The sequence below is a fragment of the Actinomadura formosensis genome, assembly GCF_050948385.1.
In the GTDB taxonomy this organism is placed as follows: Bacteria; Actinomycetota; Actinomycetes; order Streptosporangiales; family Streptosporangiaceae; genus Spirillospora; species Spirillospora formosensis.
On the sequence record NZ_CP192011.1, the window covers coordinates 892,150 to 910,407 of the forward strand.

The following is an 18,258-nucleotide window of genomic DNA, read 5'->3' on the forward strand; positions in this document are numbered from 1 at the left end:
TCGCGGCAGCGAAGGAGGGACACGAATGCTCCTCATCGCCAGCAGTGCCTGGTCCGACCCGCAGCAGTCCCTCATCCCCCACCAGCCACGGGGGTTTCCGCCATACGACGTCCACTGCTCTCCCGACACGTCGACGTATGGCCGCGACACGCCGTGTACGGCCAAGAGATTTGGGCTTACAACAGGAGAACACAACTACTAGATCAACAAGTGTCAAAGACGGAGGAAAGTCTCACAGAGGAGGTCAAACGATCCTGTCACTCGGTCGTGAGCATCCACCGACAGCATCGAGCAGGGCCGACCCGCGCTCGAAGGAGGCGCTGCTGTGGTTCCTCGATCGGAGTGGTGTGTGGAAACCAGACCTGCTCGCAGGTGAGGGCCGTAATGTCCGACGGGTGGTGGCGCAGGGCCGGAAGCGTCGCGGGACAGGCCACGACACCGCCCTCGCCCCGGGATGATGGGCGGTTGTGCTGTTGCGACTGGCCTACTTGACCGTGGCGAACACGTTCGCGGTGCTGCGTCTGCTTCCGATGACCGACCGGGCGAAGGACGCCGAGATCTTGGTGCTGCGCCATCAGATCACGGTGCTGGAGCGCCAGTTGGACGGGGCGAGGGTGCGGTTCACCGGTCCGGACCGGGCACTGCTGGCGGCGCTGCTGCACCGGTTGCCTCGTGGTGTACTGCGCCGGATGCGGCTGCTGGTGCGGCCGGACACAGTGCTGCGCTGGCACCGGGACCTGATCGCGGGTCGGCACGCCGCCCGGTCCAGACCCAAGCGGCCGGGCCGCCCACCGACCGCCCGCTCCATCCGGGCCCTCGTCCTTCGCCTGGTGCGGGAGAACCCGGGCTGGGGCTACCGGCGGGTGCATGGCGAGTTGCTGGTGCTCGGCGTCAAGATTGCGGCCTCCACGGTATGGGAGATCCTCAAGGACGCCGGTATCGACCCGGCGCCCGAGCGTTCCGCCACCACCTGGGCCGGGTTCCTGCGATCGCAGGCTGAGGCGCTGCTGGCGTGTGACTTCCTGGAGACCGTGACGCTCACCGGCGCCCGCATGTACGTGCTGGCGGTCATCGAGCACCACACCCGCCGTGTCCGGGTTCTGGGCGCCACGGCCCACCCGACCGCCCCGTGGGTGACCCAGGCGGCGCGGAACCTGGTCATGGATCTGGAGGACGCGGGTTGCCGGGCACGGTTCCTGATCCGCGACCGGGACGGCAAGTTCCCGGAGATGTTCGACGCCGTCCTGGCCGATGCCGGCATCAGGGCGGTGCTGACCGGGGTGCGGATGCCCAGGATGAACGCAGTGATGGAGCGGTGGGTGCAGACCTGCCGCCGTGAACTCCTCGACCGAACGCTGATCTGGAACCAGCGCCACCTGCTCCATAACCTCCGCGAGTTCGAGACCTTCTACAACGCACACCGCCCGCACCAAGGCATTGCCAACTCACGCCCGTTGAAGCCGCTGCCTCCACCGATCACCGAACCAGACCAAATCGCTCACCTAGACATCCGAAGAAGGCAACGGCTGGGCGGAATACTCAACGAGTACGAACATGCCGCTTGACCTGCGCGGACGTAGTTTTCGGCAAGCGCACGGTCGGAAACTCGCTCGCGAACTGGGCTTGCTCGATGGAGATGCAACTCCTCAAGAGGATCCTGAAGGGGAAGCATCGGACAACGACCAATCCTGACCGCTGCGGCGTGCTCATGATCTGCTCAGCCTCTCGCCCGCTCAAAACGCCAAGAACGCTGCGGCCGGCTGCGGCGAGCACGCAACCGGTCGCGCTATTGCAGATGGACGTATGCCCATCGCGCCCAGGGCGTCACTGAGCGGACCCTCTTTTACACCTGGCCGGAGGAGCGGCGGATGTAGGGCTTCGGCAAAGTGGCTCGGTGTCCGGTTCAGGATGTTGAGGGTGACTGAGATGCGGACAGGCACGGTTTCCCAAGATCATGGAGTTGCTGACGCCCCGTGATCTTGATGGAAGACCGTGCCTACCGACGTATCATCCCTGAGACACCGCCGATGGCCGTTGGGCTGAATTTTACTCCGGCTATTTGTCGGCGAAATACTTGACCAGTTCAGCTATCACATCAGTACCATCTCGCCTTTGTTGAAGTCGTTGCGTGTCGCCGTGTTCGGTCCACTCAAGTGCGGTGCGCAGCATCCAGCGCTTCTGGAGGCCGTCGAGAGGTATCCACTCACCTGCGAAATCAGGCTTTCTGGACGCAACCTGAGCGTAAGGCCGGATTGCCAACGGCTCGGGCATGCCAAGCTTCTCTCTAGCCTCTTTCAGGCCAGCTCCGATAGTTGGAATGTGTGCTATCCAAGTTCCATTTGAGTTTGGGAGTAGACGTTTCGGTGGGCGGCCTGGATAACTTTCTGCCGGATACATAAACCTGGATGGCACGGCGCTTCCCGTGTCTATGTCAATCCCAGTGCCGTCCACGTCGAACGGAACGGGCCCGGTGTTCGTTACACGAACGCCTAGGTAGTTCTTCATGTCCTTGGCGTTCAAGAACTCTGCCGTCCCGCAGGCTCCGAAAGGAACGGCAAGCCAGGATACTCCTAGGCCGACCACTCCCACTAGTTCCACTTCCGCTGCGGGTTTGGTTAGAGCGTCCAGAACCTGAGCAATCTGTGAATCACTCAGGTCAATACCGCTATCCTGCGCCACCTGCGCCCTCTTCCAGGCGATAAGTTCTTCCGCAGGGTACAGGTCGGGATGTTCGTCTACCCAGTTGTGATGCTCAAAGCACAACAGTAGGAGATTCGCCTCAACATCGATCTGATCCTTCGGCCACGAGGGATCATACCTGGGGCCGCGTGCACTGCGTGAACGAATGTGTGCAATCTCGACACCGACGCTCAACACGCCTCGATGCTCAACAATCAGGGGGCGGCCGCAGGCGGGGTAAGCACACTTATTTGCGCGACCGAAAAGATGCTTGCATAGCTTGCGATCAGGGCTGAACGAGGTCACCGCAGAAGAATAGACCGTGTCTCCGCGAGGGGTGCCAGTTCGAAGAGAACGCAACATGGCGATGCGCGCCCACCCTCCTGTCTGCGACGCAGGCTTGACGGCTCACGGTGCTGCAAGCGCGGTGACCACCACTACCGATGTTGCTACCTGGCGCCGATCCACCCGCAGACTGCCGTCGCCCTCACCCCGCAAGGCAGTGAGCCGGGCACCATCGACCAGCCAGCCTGGCTGGCCGATGTCACCTCCTGGCACGCAGTGCGCGCCGACCACCCCCACGACGCCTTCCTCGCCGTCCGCACTCACACCACATAGCCCCGACCTCAAGGTCACCCGCGGCGTGGGCAGTGTCCGACCTTGTGCTTGCCGAAAAGTACGTCCGTGCAGGTGAGGGGCGTGATGTCCGGCAGACTGCGGCGTAGGGCTGGGAACTGTCGCGGGACAGGCCACGACTCCGCCCTGGCGTCGGGATGATAGGCGGTTGTGCTCTCGCGACCGGCCTGCTTGACCGTGGCGAACGCGTTCGCGGTGCTGCGTCTGCTTCCGATGTCCGATCGGGAGAAGGACGCCGAGATCTTGGTGCTGCGGCATCGGATCACGGTGCTGGAGCGCCATTTGGACGGTGCGAGGGTACGGTTCGCCGGCCGGATCGAGCGCTGCTCGCGGCGCTGCTGCACCGGTTGCCTCATTGCGTATTGCGGCGGACGTGGCTGCTCGTGTGGCCGGACACAGTACTGCGCTGGCACCGGGACCTGATCGCGGGCCGGCGCGCCGCCGGCTCCAGACCCATGTGTCCGGGGCGAGCACCGACCGTCCGCTCCATCCGGGCTCTCGTCCTTCGCCTGGTGCGGGAGAAGCCGAGCTGGGGCTACCGGAGGGTGCACAGGGAACTGCTGGTGCTCGGTGTAAAGGTTGCGGCCTCTACCGTCTGGGAGATCCTCAAGGATGCCGACGTCGATCCGGCGCCCGAGCGTTCAGCCACCACCTGGCCGGCTTCCTGCGCTCGGAGGCCGAGACGTTACTGGCGTGTGACTTCCTGGAGACCGTCACCCTCAACGGTGCCCGCATGTACGTGGTGGCGGTCATCGAACATAGCACCCGCCGCGTCCGAGTCTTGGGTGCCACCGCTCACCCGACCGCAGCGTGAATGACCCAAGCGGCGCGGAACCTGGTCATGGATCTGGAGGATGCCGGCTGCCAGGCACGGTTGTTGATCGGCGACCGGGACGCCAAGTTCCCTGAGTTGTTCAACGTGGTCCTGGCCGATGCCGGTATCCGGGTGGTGCTGACCGGGGTGCGGATGCCGAGGACGCACACGGTCATGGAGCGGTGGGTGCAGACCGGCCGCCGTGAACTGCTCGACCGGACTCTGATCTGGAACCGGCGTCACCTGCTCCACGCCCTCCGCGAGTTCGAGACCTTTTGCAACGAACATCGGCCTCATCAGGGCATCGCCGCCGCCCGTCCGCTGACGCCGCTGCCCTGAGCGATCACCGAACCGAAGCAGATCGCTTACCTGAGCTTCCGAAGAAGGCAACGGCTGGGGGGATTCTCAACGAGTACGAACATGCCACTTGACCTGCGCGGACGAGATTTTCGGCAGGGACAGGGACGCCAATTGCTGGGCTGCGTAACGGGCACGTGGGTCGCTCTCTCGTTGCCGGCCTGCGTTCCCGCTGCCTGTGGAGACCAGGCAGCGGGAAGACTCTCGAGGATTAACGACGGAATCCGCGGTTGGGGTGGCGGGGGGTCACGTTGTTGAAGGGAATGAACCAGTTGTCGGGGCGCATGTCGCCGATGCCGTTGGTTTTGTTGAGTGGGGTTGTGGGGTCCTCGATGCCGTCGAGTGCGGGCTGGTAGAGCAGGAGGATGTCAGAGTCCTGGAAGAATTGGTCGCTGTAGAGACTCCAGTCGTAATCGTCGGGGTGTCTGGGGAGTGACTCGTGGTCCTTGTCCTCCAGGTCTTGCTTCTCTTCGAGGGTGGCGGGGGCCTGATCAAGGGCCAAGTGAAGGACCAGTTCTTCGGCGAAGCAGCGGGGTGTGGGGAGTTCGCCGGCTTCGAGGTCTTCGGTGAGGTCGTCGCAGGCGCGGGCCATCTCTCGGCGCCATTGCCGGGGCTGGTGGAGGGCTAGCCGCGGGAGTTGGGTGAAGAATCCCCAGCTTGCGTCGTCGGTTTCCGGGACGGGGTCGTCGTCATGCTCCTGGATGTCGTCGTAGGCGGCGTCGGCCATGGTCGACAGAGCCGTGTGGATCAGGTCGGCCGTTCGCGGGGTCAAGGGTCCGGCCTCGCAGGTTGCACAGCTTGCCGAGCCGCATGTGCATTCAACGGGGAAGATCTTGGCGAAGTCGGGCATCGTTCCCCACTGCGTTTCGCGTGTATGAAGTGGCTTCGGAGGTCGGCGAAGACTAAAGCCGAAGGTGAAAGTGGCGGTGATCGGAGAGGAACTCCATGGGGAGAGTTCATCGCCATTGCGGGGGCGGAGCAGCTCGCCGCCCATCTCGTTGTCGGCGTTGTCGGTGCCAGGGATCTCTGGATGGTCAGCGAGCGCCATCACGGCACCCACGATGTCATCGGGGTCTTCCTGGTCTTGGTCTGTGAAGGGGGTCCAGCCAGTGGCGCGGGCGGCGGCCAGGAGCCGCTTCTGGTCGTGTACATGGACGTCGATGAAGCTGGTGATCCTGACGACCGGTCCTGGCAAATCCGCGAGCCGCGCGCCGCTGGGTGTCCGGGCGAGTGCGTCAACGGTCGCGGGAGCGAGGAACTCGTCCTCGTCCTCGTCGAATACATCTGCCGCGGGGGCGTCGGCTGAGCGACCAGTGCTTTGCGAGTGCGGGGTGGGCGGCCATTGACCTGCAAACGCGTTGTCCAGTGCGTTCCGCAAAGACGCCGCGGGAGCGGTGGGCAGGAGGGTCAGGATGCGTTCGGCTTCGGCGCGGAGGGCAGATCCTTCCCCGCCGTACCAGGCAGCGGACAGAAGGGTTGTGGCGTCCTGTGCAAGTTCTGAGTCGTTGCAGGTGAATACAGCCTGCAGGACGTGAGGGCCGCTGGCGGGGGAGATAAGGGCGTGAACTCTGCTCTTGCTCGGGGTGTGTTCGCAGTAGAAGTTGACGGGCACCGTGAAGGGGGAGTGCGGGTCGGACACGACGGATTCTCCGAGGTCTGGCCGCCGCGCATGGAGGACACGCGGACGACGAGTGTCAGGGGAAATCGCTGGTAAACGAGGTACGGCCAAGTCTCCGGGCGATGAAAGTCAAGGTCCGCTGGTGTCCCCGGTACGGCCGGTGACCCTGATCGGCATATCCACGATACCCAGGAGGCTGCCCATGAAACCAGACATCACCCGTGACTCGCCTGTCACCTGAGCCCGGTGCGGCTTGAGCCCGGTGCCAGCGCCCAGCAAGCGGCAGGATGGTCGGGTGACCGACGAACACGGCGACCAGCAGCCGGGCCGACCGACCGACACATGTCTTCAGAGAGGCTTCAAAATCGCAGTCTAGCTCTTCGCTGGCCACAGCTCCCACCGGTTCGCCCGTCCGCGTCGCACTTCGGCATCAGGGAACTGTTTTTGCAGCTCGGTCAGGCGCGCCGTGATCTCCGCGATCGGCAATCCCGACGGGATGACGGCCAGAGGTTCCGGCTTGCGTGGCGGCGGCACGGCTGGCTTGTGGCGCTGCTTGTTCGCCTCGCCGGCGGCTAGAAGCATCTCCCGTACCCCTTGTATCCGCTTCGCCCACCCCGGCCAAGCCGGACATGGGCCGTCGTAGGGCGGCGTCACCCAACCGTGCTTGAATATCGGCGTGGCGCACTCGCTACACATCTGCTCGGCGGCAAGCTCGGAAACTGCGAGCAAATTGTCGAGATTGCGCTGTGCCGGGCTGATCTTGAGGCGCAGGTCTGAGCGCTCCTTCCGGTCCTTCGAGGCTTTGTAGGTGGATTGCAGTTCGGAGAGTTGCTTTCGCAGGTCCCGGACCGCGAACTCCCGGTTGTACTTGTACTGAAGGAGTGCCTCTTCGCGCCGTTCCCTGGGCAACCAGCCGTTCTCGTCGATGACGTCTTCCGGGTCTCCTACTTCGGCCTCAAGGCGCTTCACGTTCTCCTGGATACGCTCGAATTTTGTCTCAAGCTCGGCCATCTCCTTCTGGCGCTTGTCCGGATCCATAGCTGGAAAACGCGAACCGTCCTGGAACGCATCCAGGTCCACTTTCAGGTGGTCGAGGATGGACCGATTCTCGATGAGCGAAAGCCGTGCATGCGCCCGGTGCGGGTCATAGTGCTGCTTGCGCTCCTTGCGCTGTTTGACGGCAGCGGCGCGCTCACGTTCCAGCTTGCGGTCTTCGCGCTCCCAGCGCGCTTCCAACTGCTTCAACGTCAGATGGCGGTGCCCGGGTTCGGCTCGCGTCCACTGATCCATGAGGGCGATCGCCTCATCGAGTTCGGCCTGGCGCTCATCGAGGATCCACGGGTTCCATCTGCCATCGCGGTTGATCTCGCCGAAGAGCGTCCGCGCCGCGATGAATTCCTCGGCCGTGGCAGTTGCGCCGGGCTTCGGCTTCCAGAGCATGCCGTCGATCTCGATGACGCCTTCGGGGGGCTTTGCTGACGTCGCTGCCATCGCTTCGACCTCCGTCCGTCTGACGATGCCCTCAGTGTGCACACGCCTAGGCGCACGACTCGCGGGGTTTCCGTAATCCCATCGTGCAGGGGACCGCCCGTCACGGCGCTCTTCGTACACCAGGTCGGTCCGATGCCAGGTGGCCGGGGCGGGTCAGGAGAACCAGAACGATGCAGCCAGATCCGGCCATCGGCGTCTGAGCGAGGTGCGTGCCCCGGCTTCCGTGATGGGAGGCAAACCAGGAGGAGCTTGTGTCGCCCTAGCCCGAGGTTGTGCTGTCGTGCTCGGTAGGCCAGTCTGTCGCCGTCTGTGATGGTCGATGCATCCCCTGCAGACCCACCCTGCCCTTATGAGAAGAGCGAGGAGTGCCGGTGGTGTGTACCGGCGATGTGGCTGCGAGGATCCAGACACCGGCCGCACCCTGGGCAGTAGGTGTCCGCGCCTGGCAGCCGAGCGTGGCCACGGCAGTTGGTACCTGCGGCTGGAACTGGGGACCGGGCCGGAAGGTAACCGTCGCCGTGTCCGCCGGGGCGGTTTCACCAGCCGTAAGTCCGCGGAAGCGGCGTTGGTGCGGTTGCGTGGCCCGGCTGGGAGTCCGCTCACGGTGGCCGAGTGGCTGCAGCGGTGGCTGGACGATCACCAGGGTGCGCCGTCCACGGTGACCGGTTACGCCGATCATGTCCGGCGGTATCTGACCCAGTTGCTGGGCCGTCTGCTGCTGGCGGAGGTGGCGGTAGCGCATGTGGAGGAGATGTTCCAGGTCATCACCCGCGAGCATCAGGCCGCGGGCCGGCGGTTGTCGGCCGCGACGCTGGATCGGATCCGCGCGACGCTGCGGGCGGCGTTGAACGCAGCGTTGCGGGCGGGGCTGGTGGAGGAGAACCCGGCGTCGCTGGTGGCGTTGCCGCCGACGCGGCGACCTCGGGCGGTGGTGTGGACCGCCGCCCGCGTCCAGCACTGGCGCAAGACCGGGGAGCGGCCCGCCGTGGCCGTATGGACCGTTGCTCAGACGGCCCAGTTCCTGGACGCGATCGCCGCGCATCGCCTGTATGCGGCCTACCATCTGATCGCGCTGCGGGGACTGCGGCGCGGTGAGGCAGCCGGGCTGCGCTGGTGCGATGTCGACCTGGACGGGGGAACCGCGGTGATCTGCCGCCAACTGCAGCCCAGGGACGGGCGGCTGACGGTATGCCCGCCCAAGACCGCGCACAGCACCCGCGTGATCGCGCTGGTCGGCACCACCATCGCGGCGTTGTGCGTGCACCGCTCCCGGCAGGAGGCGGAGGCGGCAGCCTATGGTGAGGGGTACCGCGACAGCGGGTATGTGTTCACCAACCTCAACGGTGACCCGGTCGTCCCGGGCCGGCTCACCCATGTGTTCCAGAAACTGATCGCCGAGCACGATGTGCCGCCGATCCGGTTGCACGACCTGCGGCACGGCGCGGTCACTTTGGCGCTGGCGGCTGGGGTGGAGTTGAAGGTGGTGCAGGAGATGCTGGGGCATTCCAGCATCGTGTTGACCGCCGACACCTACACCTCCGTGCTACCCGAGGTCGCGCACACCGCCGCGGAGAGGACCGCCGCGTACCTGCTCCGCGCGGCTGGTGTGGTGCCGGGTGCCGCCCGGCGCCGGGGTCGTGCTCCGGCCCGCCGTCAGCGGCCGGCAGCGAGCCGTACCCGGGCGGGCCTGGTGCGCCGCCGGTCGACCGCCCCGCGCCCCGAACCGGCGCGGCCCCGCACCCGGGCTCGGCCTGCTGCCCGGGGTCGCGCCGATAACACGGCGTCTGCGGCGTAATCGAGAGCATCCGCTCCCTGCCCTTGCCCGTCGACCTGCGAAGGGACTAACCGCATACCGGAAGCGCGGCGGCTGCGAGCAGCTCGGCACGGGAATGCGGCCTTGCCCGCCGTCAGGAGTGGGCGGACACGGGGATGCTGGGCTTGGCCTGCGTGTATGGCGGCCCCAGGGCGGCCTCAGCCCGGCCCCAGGCATGATCACCGGCTGGTTGTCAGAGCCGTGTTTTCCCTGGTCAGGGGTGGTGGGTCGCGTGGGACTCGAACCCACAACCTACGGATTAAAAGCGCTGCTCTCGTATCAGATCAACGCTCTCGGTATCGAACTGTGCCACTCTGTCCGCATCCAGCACCATCCCCGTGCCGCCACATCCCGCTCCGTGCCAGTCAGGTTCGGAACCGCCGAGCAGACACCGAGCAAACATGGGCGGCCACTGAACGCGTGTGACAGCCATGGGAGTTCGTGTCGGTGGGGCGACGCACCCAGTAATCCCACATCCCATCACCGCCGTCGGCGTACTGTCGACGTGCACAGGGTGACCCTCCGCCGCGCTGCAGAGTGTGCCCGTAATGCCCTCTCAATGGGCGTGCGCTGCTTACCGCTGGGCGGTGTGCCCTGGTCGTCTTCTCGCTAGAGATCGCCTAACAAGCTCAGCGTCCCCGGTGGGAGCCGAGGACGTCGCTACGGGACACCAGCGCTCAGGCAGAGCGAGCCGACCCTCTCGGGGGGCGCCCGTACTGGTGTGGAGACGGTTGCGCCGGTTCGAATCCGGTACGGAATTGATCACCAACCGGCTCGACCCACCCCCGGCGCCCGCCTAATCATCCCATCCCACTTTCCGATCCCGTGACCCCGTACTGTCGGAGCGACCCGACTCCGAACCTCCCCGCATGCGCGGGGCCGACCTGGTCGGCCTGCTCCACGGCGATCTGGAGGGCGAACCGTCCCCGCATGCGCGGGGCCGACCTGCGCGGGGTCCGGGGTAGGGGCGGCTGGTCAGAACCATCTCCGCATGCGCGGGGCCGACGCCGCCGTCTTCCGCAAGACGATCGGCAAGACCGAACCATCTCCGCATGCGCGGGGCCGACCGTAGGTCGTCGGGTCCGGTGAACTTGTCGCCCGAACCATCCCCGCATGCGCGGGGCCGACGCGTCCTAAAGCCACTCCCGATCGGCTTTTACAGAACCATCCCCGCATGCGCGGGGCCGACGAACCCCATCCGCCTCGGCCTGGCCGCCGACTATTCAGAACCATCCCCGCATGCGCGGGGCCGACGCGGCATAGGCGGGTACCCTCGATGGGAGCTGGGAACCATCCCCGCATGCGCGGGGCCGACATCAGCCGGTCGAACCAGTCCGACGTCCACCCCGAACCATCCCCGCATGCGCGGGGCCGACACGACCTTCTTGATCCCGGCTGCCTTGATGAGCGAACCATCCCCGCATGCGCGGGGCCGACGCGGCATAGGCGGGTACCCTCGATGGGAGCTGGGAACCATCCCCGCATGCGCGGGGCCGACATCAGCCGGTCGAACCAGTCCGACGTCCACCCCGAACCATCCCCGCATGCGCGGGGCCGACACGACCTTCTTGATCCCGGCTGCCTTGATGAGCGAACCATCCCCGCATGCGCGGGGCCGACGCGGCATAGGCGGGTACCCTCGATGGGAGCTGGGAACCATCCCCGCATGCGCGGGGCCGACATCAGCCGGTCGAACCAGTCCGACGTCCACCCCGAACCATCCCCGCATGCGCGGGGCCGACACGACCTTCTTGATCCCGGCTGCCTTGATGAGCGAACCATCCCCGCATGCGCGGGGCCGACATGCCCTGCGCCGCATCCCGGACGAGGCCGTTCGAACCATCCCCGCATGCGCGGGGCCGACGGTGGCACCGTGCCGAGCGAGATCTGGAGGCAGGAACCATCCCCGCATGCGCGGGGCCAACACCAGCCTGGACAAGATCTCCACATCAATCGTCGAACCATCCCCGCATGCGTGGGGCCGACGACGGGACCACCTACCAGTGGTGGCTCAAGCAGGAACCATCCCCGCATGCGCGGGGCCGACGCGAAATGCCGGGGTGCGCGTTCGGTCGCGACCGAACCATCCCCGCATGCGCGGGGCCGACCCTCTCGCGGGGGTCATCATAAGACCGGTTTTAGAACCATCCCCGCATGCGCGGGGCCGACGCCCCTCGCCCGTCTCAGCCCCGCACTAGCCCGCGAACCATCCCCGCATGCGCGGGGCCGACGCCCGCGACACGACCTGGCGCAGCGGTGCGATGGAACCATCCCCGCATGCGCGGGGCCGACAGCGACCCGACCCACAACCGAGGCCAGGTCGCGGAACCATCCCCGCATGCGCGGGGCCGACCTGAGGTGCCACGGATCTTCCGGACAGGCCCCCAACTAGAGTTGGGTGGAACCGGAGAGGAAGGCAGTTGGCGAGACAGAGGCGGCATTTCACCCAGGAGCACAAGGACGAGATCGTCCGCATGGTCCTGGACGGCCCGCGCCCCATCGCTCATGTGGCCCGGGAGGTCGGGATCCACGACACCACCTTGGGCAATTGGGTCAAGGAGTACCGCAGAAGGCACGGCGGGGACTCGTCCGCCACCTCGGCCGGCGAGCCGAAGAGCCCTCGAGAACGAGAACTCGAACGCGAGGTCCGCAAGCTTCGCGAAGAGAACGAGTTCTTGAAAAAAGCCGCGGCCTTCTTCGCGAAGGATCACCGGTGAGCGCGAAATATGAGTTCATCGACGCGGAGAAGGCCGACCACGCCATCGTTGACATGTGCGCCTGGCTGCGGGTGTCACGGTCGGGGTTCTATGAGTGGCGGATCCGGCCGTTGTCGGCGACCGCCGAACGCCGGGAGCGCCTCAAGACGTTGATCGAGGCGATATTCGCCGCCAATCACGAGACTTACGGCCATCGGCGTGTCCACGCGGTGCTGGCCCGCTCGGGCGAGGAGGCCTCGCTGGAGTTGGTGCGGCAGCTGATGCGCGAGCTCGGACTCCAGCCGGTGCAGCCGCGGCCGTGGCGGCCGGTCACCACCCTGGCGGGCGATCCGGGCGCGATCCCCGACCTGGTCAACCGGGACTTCACCGCGGCGCGGCCCGGGACCAAGCTGGTCGGGGACATCACCTACATCCCCACCTGGGAAGGGTTCCTGTATCTGGCGACGGTTATCGACTGCCATTCGAAGATGGTGGTCGGATGGGCGATGGCCGACCACTTCAAGACTTCACTCATCACCGCTGCGCTGGATTCCGCGGCGGGAAGCATCCGCATCGAGGAAGGTTGCATCTTCCACTCAGATCGTGGGTCGAACTACACCAGCGATGAGTTCGGCCGGCATCTGAGCAAGAAGTACAAGATGCGGCGCTCGGTCGGCAGGACCGGTGTGTGCTGGGACAACGCAATGGCCGAATCGTTTTTCGGAGCGTTGAAGAACGAGTGGCTCAACCGTATGGTGTTTGCCACACGAGCCAAGGCCCGCCGTGCGGTTGTGCAGTACATCGAGGGCTTCTATAATCGACACAGGCTTCATTCCGCGAACGGGTACCGGACACCGCTTGAGGTGCATGCCCAGTACCTGAGTCGGCAGCAAGCGGCGTAGATCTGCCCGCAGATCACCGATCAAGAAGCTGTCCGGAAAACGCGTGGCCCCTCAACCTCGTCCCCTCCGAGCGGGCCTGGCGCGAGGACGAATCATCCCCGCATGCGCGGGGCCGACGTTAGCGAGCTGCTCAGGATCCCATCGGGCCATGAACCATCCCCGCATGCGCGGGGCCGACGCATGGTGGGCATCAGGCGGACAGGACGAACGCTGAACCATCCTCGCATGCGCGGGGCCGACTCCCACACCGCGCTGTCGATCCGGTCGGCGTCCGAACCATCCCCGCATGCGCGGGGCCGACGAGACGTCGGCGCGGAGCGCGTCGTACTCGGCCGAACCATCCCCGCATGCGCGGGGCCGACCATGGAGAGCGCGTCGTATCCGGGGCCGAGCGAGAACCATCCCCGCATGCGCGGGGCCGACCATCCGCCCGTACATCGGCACGCTGAGCGGCCAGAACCATCCCCGCATGCGCGGGGCCGACGTGTCGGACGTGCGGGACCTGCTCGTGGAGAAGGAACCATCCCCGCATGCGCGGGGCCGACGCTCGCTCAACTCGACTCCTTTTCCGGGGGTGAGAACCATCCCCGCATGCGCGGGGCCGACTACGTGGAGATCGACACGCGGGCCCGGACGGCGGAACCATCCCCGCATGCGCGGGGCCGACCTCCACATCGAGGGCGTGGCGCTGGTGAATCGGGAACCATCCCCGCATGCGCGGGGCCGACAGCAGCGCGGGCAGCGTCTTCTTCGCCGCCTCAGAACCATCCCCGCATGCGCGGGGCCGACTACTCGATCAGCGGCTGCAGGATGCCGACGGGCGAACCATCCCCGCATGCGCGGGGCCGACATCGTCGGTTCGTACCTGGGGGACGCCCCGTCGAACCATCCCCGCATGCGCGGGGCCGACTGGAGCAGGCGCCGCAGATTCGGGCCGGTGCTAGAACCATCCCCGCATGCGCGGGGCCGACTTAGGTTGCGACGCCCGTTGCGCTCGGGGCCTCGAACCATCCCCGCATGCGCGGGGCCGACTCCTGGGCGTAGTCGCTGGCGGTGTGTGCTCCGAACCATCCCCGCATGCGCGGGGCCGACGCCACCACGAGCACCCGCCCGTCGTGCGCCGCCGAACCATCCCCGCATGCGCGGGGCCGACCACTTCCCACCGGCGCCCCGTCTCGCCGCAGACGAACCATCCCCGCATGCGCGGGGCCGACGCCCGCTGGTCGTGGCCGGCCTGCCGCCATGCCGAACCATCCCCGCATGCGCGGGGCCGACGCCACCGGAACCCGCCACAAACCCAGCGCCCCCGAACCATCCCCGCATGCGCGGGGCCGACTGATCTTGAACGGGTCACCGGTACCGAGCGGCAGAACCATCCCCGCATGCGCGGGGCCGACACTTGCTGACCTGCGATGTTAAGAGAGGTGGAGCAGCTTTTCATTCGGTTGATTTGTGATCATGGCTCCGGTCGGCGACCTCCAACGATCTTGATATGTGCTTTCGTCGGTCATGAGACGTGCTCTGTCGCTGGGGGCGCTACTTCCTGCGTGTGAGTATCGAGGGATCAGTCCCGCGCGCGCAAGATCCGCTGGGAGTGCCGAGGCAAGACCCGGGTAAGGTCGGTGGCCAGGCCAATCTACTGGTGCAGCATCGTTTTGATACTGCGGCGGTGGCCGAGCTGTTTGGCGTCATTTTTGATCCAGCGGATGGCAGGGCCGGCGGGCAAGGCCGTGGTCCTCGACGAGATCCACGCCACCGGCGTGTACATGTCGCAGTTCCTGGCCAAGGGGCTGCGCTGGCTGGGGCAAGGCCCGGATGCCGGTCGCCTTGTTGTCTGCGACCATGCCTCCGCGCAGTGTCGCGATCTCATTGCGGCCTATTTGGCGGGTGCGGCAGCGTGCGAGGACCCCGATGTCTCAGGGGCCCACGGTAGTGGGTGCTGCCTAGGCGTACTCCTCCAGGGCGATCCGGACCCATCTGCGGCGTCGGGGCCGCCTCAGCCGGAGAGGCCGAATGCCCCTCTTCCATGGTCTTGGTGGCCACGCAGACCGCCGAGCACTCCTTCGATGCCTACACCGATCTGCTGGTCAAGAGACGATCCCCGCAGGCGGGACGACACGGGCCGGTCCGCCTCCGCGAGCCACCCTCGGGACAATCCCGCGGGGGCAGGGGCGACGGTCGCCGACCTGCAATGCGAAGTCGGCGGTAGGCCAATTTTCGTTCGGTTGGATGCGAGCTTGCTCGTTTCTCCCATGTAGCAAGGAGCGTCGGAGTATACATCGATGCGTGCCGGAAGTCCTCTGCTGCATGGAAGCTTGGTGGTCAGCATGGAACACCCGGATGGCCAGTTGAATCTTCAGCTTGGTGCACTGTGGGGGAAGTCAGCGGGGAAGGCCGGTGGCCGACCGAACTTGCTGATTTCCCATCTGCTGGATACAGCGGCCGTGGCCGAGCAGATTTGGGATCATTATTTGGCCCCGGGGACACGATCGTGGCTCGACGGGGTGGCTGGCGGGTCGGGGAGGGGCCGAGGCTTCTTCAGTTGGTTGTGCGGGATGCACGACTGTGGGAAGGCGACGCCGGCCTTCCAGTGCTTGGACGATGCTGGGGCTGCCGCGGTGCGCAAGGCCGGACTCGGGTGGCCACGACACATGCTGGAGAAGGGCCGGTGGCGGCACGACCGGGCGGGAGGTCGGCTGGTCCGGGAGGTTCTGGGCACGGCCGGGTGGGCTGGCGAGCAGATTGAGTGGGTATGGCCGCTGATCGCGGGGCACCATGGTCTGTTTCCGCCTTTGGCAGACTTGCGGCCGCCGAAGGCGGGGCTTGGCCATCATCAGGGAAAAGGTCAGGAGTGGGCACGGGTCCAAGACGCGTTGGTCCAGATCCTCACTGAAGCGCTGGGGTTCGATGCCCCAAGCGCAGTGGAACCTCACCGGGTTCCTACCCGCGCTCAGCAGCTCCATTTGAGCGGCCTGATCGTAATGGCCGACTGGATCGCTAGCAACGAACACCATTTCAAGGGAATAAGCGATTTTTCGTCGATAAGTCTGGCACGAGCTCGCGATCGCGCGTCGGCCGCTTGGTCCGCGTTGGGGCTGCGAGGCGGATGGGGAAGGCGCCCGGTCCCTGAGCCCACCCTCTTCCAGGATCGCTTCGATGAGCCTCCTCGTGCGTCTCAGATGCTGGTGATGCAAGTGGCGCGGCAAATGCCTCACCCTGGCCTCATGATCGTTGAGGCCCCGATGGGCGAGGGCAAGACCAAAGCGGCGTTGGGGGCCGCTGAGATCGTCGGTGCTCGCTTCGGCGCGGACGGTGTGTTCGTCGGCATGCCTACGCAGGCGACGGCTGATCCGATGTTCACGCAGGTGAGGAAATGGGTTGAACGCATCGAGCCCGGCTTGGGGGCAGAGGTCGCGCTGCTGCACGGCAAGCGACGCTTCAACAAGGAGTGGCAATCGCTCCTAGATGACGCTGGTCAAACCCCCGATGACCTGTACGGCACGATCGAGGAGGACGCGCAGTACGGCATGGGCCCGGCTGAATCGTGCGATGTGCCTGAACGCCGTGCGCCGGCGGAGTGGTTTCTCGGGGCCAAGCGGGGGCTTCTCACTCCGTTCGTGGTGGGGACGATCGACCAGTTGCTGTTCGCGGCGACTCGTACCAAGCATGTGATGCTGCGCATGGCGGGCCTGACCGGCAAGGTCGTGGTGCTCGATGAGGTCCATGCGGCGGACGTCTACATGTCCCAGTTCCTGGCCGAGGGGTTGTGGTGGCTGGGACAGGCGAGAACGCCGGTGGTTTTGCTGTCGGCGACCCTCCCTCCAGGCCAGCGCCGGACACTCGTGAAGGCATATCTCGCGGGCGCTGCTTCCCGGGAAGACCTCCCGGACATCGCTATTCCAGAACCGCAGGGATATCCGAACGTCACCGCGGCGTGGCATGGGGAGACTGGGCCGCAGGTGCTGGTTCGCAGCACCTCGTCATGGCGAGCGGACCTGGCCGTGGGAATTGAGGTCCTAGCTGAGACAGAACAGACCACAACGACTCAGCGGCGGGACGAGTCCTCGGGTACCGCAGCCGTCGCCGAGTTGTTGGACACGCGGTTGCGGGAGGGCGGCTGTGCGCTGGTCATCCGCAACACCGTCGACCGTGCGCAGGAGACCTATCAAGCGCTGCGGCGGAGGTTCGGCCGGGATGTGCGTCTGCTTCATGGTCGCATGCACGCCGCCCACCGGGCCGAACGGACAGAGCAGGCGCTAGACCTGCTCGGTCCCAGCACCGGGACTGTGGCTGACCGTCCACGGCCGCGGTTGATATTGGTCGCGACGCAGTTGGCTGAGCAGTCCTTCGATGTCGACGTCGACCTGCTGATCACGGACCTGGCGCCGGTCGACTTGCTATTGCAACGCATCGGTCGACTGCACCGGCATGCTCAGGTGCCAAGACCTGCACCAATGCGCACGCCACGCGCGGTCATCACGGGCTTCGCACCCGGCGAAGGACAAGTGCCCAGCTTCATCGGCGGCAGTAAGGCTATCTACGGACGTTACCTGCTGCTTCGGACGGCGGCCCTGCTGGAGACGGAGCAGACCGAGTGGAGCATTCCTAGCCAGGTTCCCGAACTCGTGGCACGCGTTTACGGCGACGACGTCGGCTGGATTCCGCAGACCTGGAGTAGCGCGGAGCGGAAGGCTTACGCGAGGTGGGCGACGGAGCAGCAGCAGCGGGCGGAGAATGCCCGGCCGTTCCTCCTGTCCAGATTCGGCGAACACGAGCGCCCCACTCTTGCGGGCGTCCACATCGGCGCTTCGAAGGAGACTTTGGGGAGCGAGAAGTTCCAGGCACTTGTACGAGATGGCGAGCCCAGCATCGAAGCCATCCTGGTCCGCTATGACGGAGCGACGTTTAACACTCTCCAGGGTCGGCGCATCGCCGTCACGGGGGAGGAGCCTCCGCCGGAACTGCTGGACGAGCTACTGGGCGCCACCGTGCGCCTTCCGTCGTCACTCACCAGGGCAGCCGAACAGGACCTCAGCCCCTTGGACGGCTGGCGCGACCACCCTTGGCTCCGACACAGCCGCGCCCTGATCATCCCCAAGTCCGGTATCGCGACCGTTGGCGAAGCACAAGTGATCTACGACGAGTCGCTCGGTCTGGTGGTCAGGAGACCGAGTCGAACCCGCTGACCGTCCGGTGTCGTCTGGTAGTTGACCAGACGACACCGGAGGCAATCCCCGCATCCGCGGGGTCAA

General features: G+C 66.0%; 9 protein-coding genes, 2 pseudogenes and 2 CRISPR repeat arrays. Of the genes and pseudogenes, 7 read left to right on the forward strand and 4 right to left on the reverse strand.

Annotated elements, in window-relative coordinates; genetic code table 11:
• Window positions 1-467: 467 nt before the first annotated feature.
• A complete protein-coding gene (locus ACQP1N_RS04150; RefSeq protein ID WP_433229196.1) occupies window positions 468-1,565 on the forward strand; it encodes an integrase core domain-containing protein in 1,098 nt (365 codons plus the stop codon).
• A 490-nt stretch (window positions 1,566-2,055) separates the two neighbouring features.
• Here ACQP1N_RS04150 and ACQP1N_RS04155 read toward each other — a convergent pair whose 3' ends face one another.
• Window positions 2,056-2,877, reverse strand: coding sequence for a hypothetical protein (locus ACQP1N_RS04155; protein WP_433229197.1), 822 nt, complete (start codon window positions 2,875-2,877; stop codon window positions 2,056-2,058).
• A 1,279-nt stretch (window positions 2,878-4,156) separates the two neighbouring features.
• On the opposite strand from ACQP1N_RS04155, the gene ACQP1N_RS04160 reads away from it, so the two are divergent.
• Window positions 4,157-4,468 carry an integrase core domain-containing protein gene (locus ACQP1N_RS04160; RefSeq protein WP_433229198.1) on the forward strand — a complete coding sequence of 104 codons (312 nt, stop codon included), beginning with the start codon at window positions 4,157-4,159 and terminating at the stop codon, window positions 4,466-4,468.
• A 229-nt stretch (window positions 4,469-4,697) separates the two neighbouring features.
• Here the strand turns inward: ACQP1N_RS04160 and ACQP1N_RS04165 are convergent, their stop codons facing one another.
• Both ACQP1N_RS04165 and ACQP1N_RS04170 read right to left on the reverse strand, forming a co-directional pair.
• Window positions 4,698-6,125, reverse strand: coding sequence for a hypothetical protein (locus tag ACQP1N_RS04165; RefSeq protein ID WP_433229200.1), 1,428 nt, complete (start codon window positions 6,123-6,125; stop codon window positions 4,698-4,700).
• Between the two features lie 351 nt (window positions 6,126-6,476).
• Entirely contained in the window at window positions 6,477-7,595 is a 1,119-nt protein-coding gene (locus ACQP1N_RS04170) for a hypothetical protein (protein ID WP_433229201.1), read from the reverse strand.
• 604 nt (window positions 7,596-8,199) lie between these two features.
• Between ACQP1N_RS04170 and ACQP1N_RS04175 the strand changes: the two genes are divergently transcribed.
• The 3 genes and pseudogenes from ACQP1N_RS04175 to ACQP1N_RS04185 all read left to right on the forward strand — a co-directional run bounded on the left by ACQP1N_RS04175 (window position 8,200) and on the right by ACQP1N_RS04185 (window position 13,006).
• On the forward strand, window positions 8,200-9,390 hold the full coding sequence (locus ACQP1N_RS04175; RefSeq protein WP_433229202.1) for a tyrosine-type recombinase/integrase: 1,191 nt from the start codon (window positions 8,200-8,202) through the stop codon (window positions 9,388-9,390).
• Between the two features lie 874 nt (window positions 9,391-10,264).
• Window positions 10,265-11,762: direct repeats of the CRISPR family, unit length 28 nt; unit sequence GAACCATCCCCGCATGCGCGGGGCCGAC.
• Window positions 11,763-11,882: 120 nt separating this feature from the next.
• A pseudogene (locus ACQP1N_RS04180) lies at window positions 11,883-12,017 on the forward strand (transposase); the annotation flags it as partial.
• Window positions 11,957-13,006, forward strand: coding sequence for an IS3 family transposase (locus ACQP1N_RS04185; protein WP_433229204.1), 1,050 nt, complete (start codon window positions 11,957-11,959; stop codon window positions 13,004-13,006). The pseudogene ACQP1N_RS04180 and the gene ACQP1N_RS04185, both read left to right, overlap by 61 nt.
• Before the next feature lie 89 nt (window positions 13,007-13,095).
• A CRISPR array of direct repeats spans window positions 13,096-14,403; the repeat unit is 28 nt; unit sequence GAACCATCCCCGCATGCGCGGGGCCGAC.
• Between the two features lie 291 nt (window positions 14,404-14,694).
• Here the strand turns inward: ACQP1N_RS04185 and ACQP1N_RS04190 are convergent.
• On the reverse strand, window positions 14,695-14,850 hold the full coding sequence (locus ACQP1N_RS04190; protein ID WP_433229205.1) for a hypothetical protein: 156 nt from the start codon (window positions 14,848-14,850) through the stop codon (window positions 14,695-14,697).
• A gap of 483 nt (window positions 14,851-15,333) precedes the next feature.
• Between ACQP1N_RS04190 and ACQP1N_RS04195 the strand changes: the two are divergent.
• Together ACQP1N_RS04195 and cas3 are read left to right on the forward strand one after the other, a co-directional pair.
• A pseudogene (locus ACQP1N_RS04195) lies at window positions 15,334-15,963 on the forward strand (CRISPR-associated endonuclease Cas3''); the annotation flags it as partial.
• A 267-nt stretch (window positions 15,964-16,230) separates the two neighbouring features.
• Window positions 16,231-18,192 carry a CRISPR-associated helicase Cas3' gene (cas3, locus tag ACQP1N_RS04200; RefSeq protein WP_433232571.1) on the forward strand — a complete coding sequence of 654 codons (1,962 nt, stop codon included), beginning with the start codon at window positions 16,231-16,233 and terminating at the stop codon, window positions 18,190-18,192.
• Window positions 18,193-18,258 lie beyond the last annotated feature (66 nt).

Bases quoted from the DNA above. Each gene is read 5' to 3' on its own strand.
- ACQP1N_RS04160 (WP_433229198.1), top strand. From the start codon at position 4,157: ATGGATCTGGAGGATGCCGGCTGCCAGGCACGGTTGTTGATCGGCGAC.
- ACQP1N_RS04190 (WP_433229205.1), bottom strand. From the start codon at position 14,850: ATGGTCGCAGACAACAAGGCGACCGGCATCCGGGCCTTGCCCCAGCCA.
- ACQP1N_RS04170 (WP_433229201.1), bottom strand. From the start codon at position 7,595: ATGGCAGCGACGTCAGCAAAGCCCCCCGAAGGCGTCATCGAGATCGAC.
- cas3 (WP_433232571.1), top strand. From the start codon at position 16,231: ATGATCGTTGAGGCCCCGATGGGCGAGGGCAAGACCAAAGCGGCGTTG.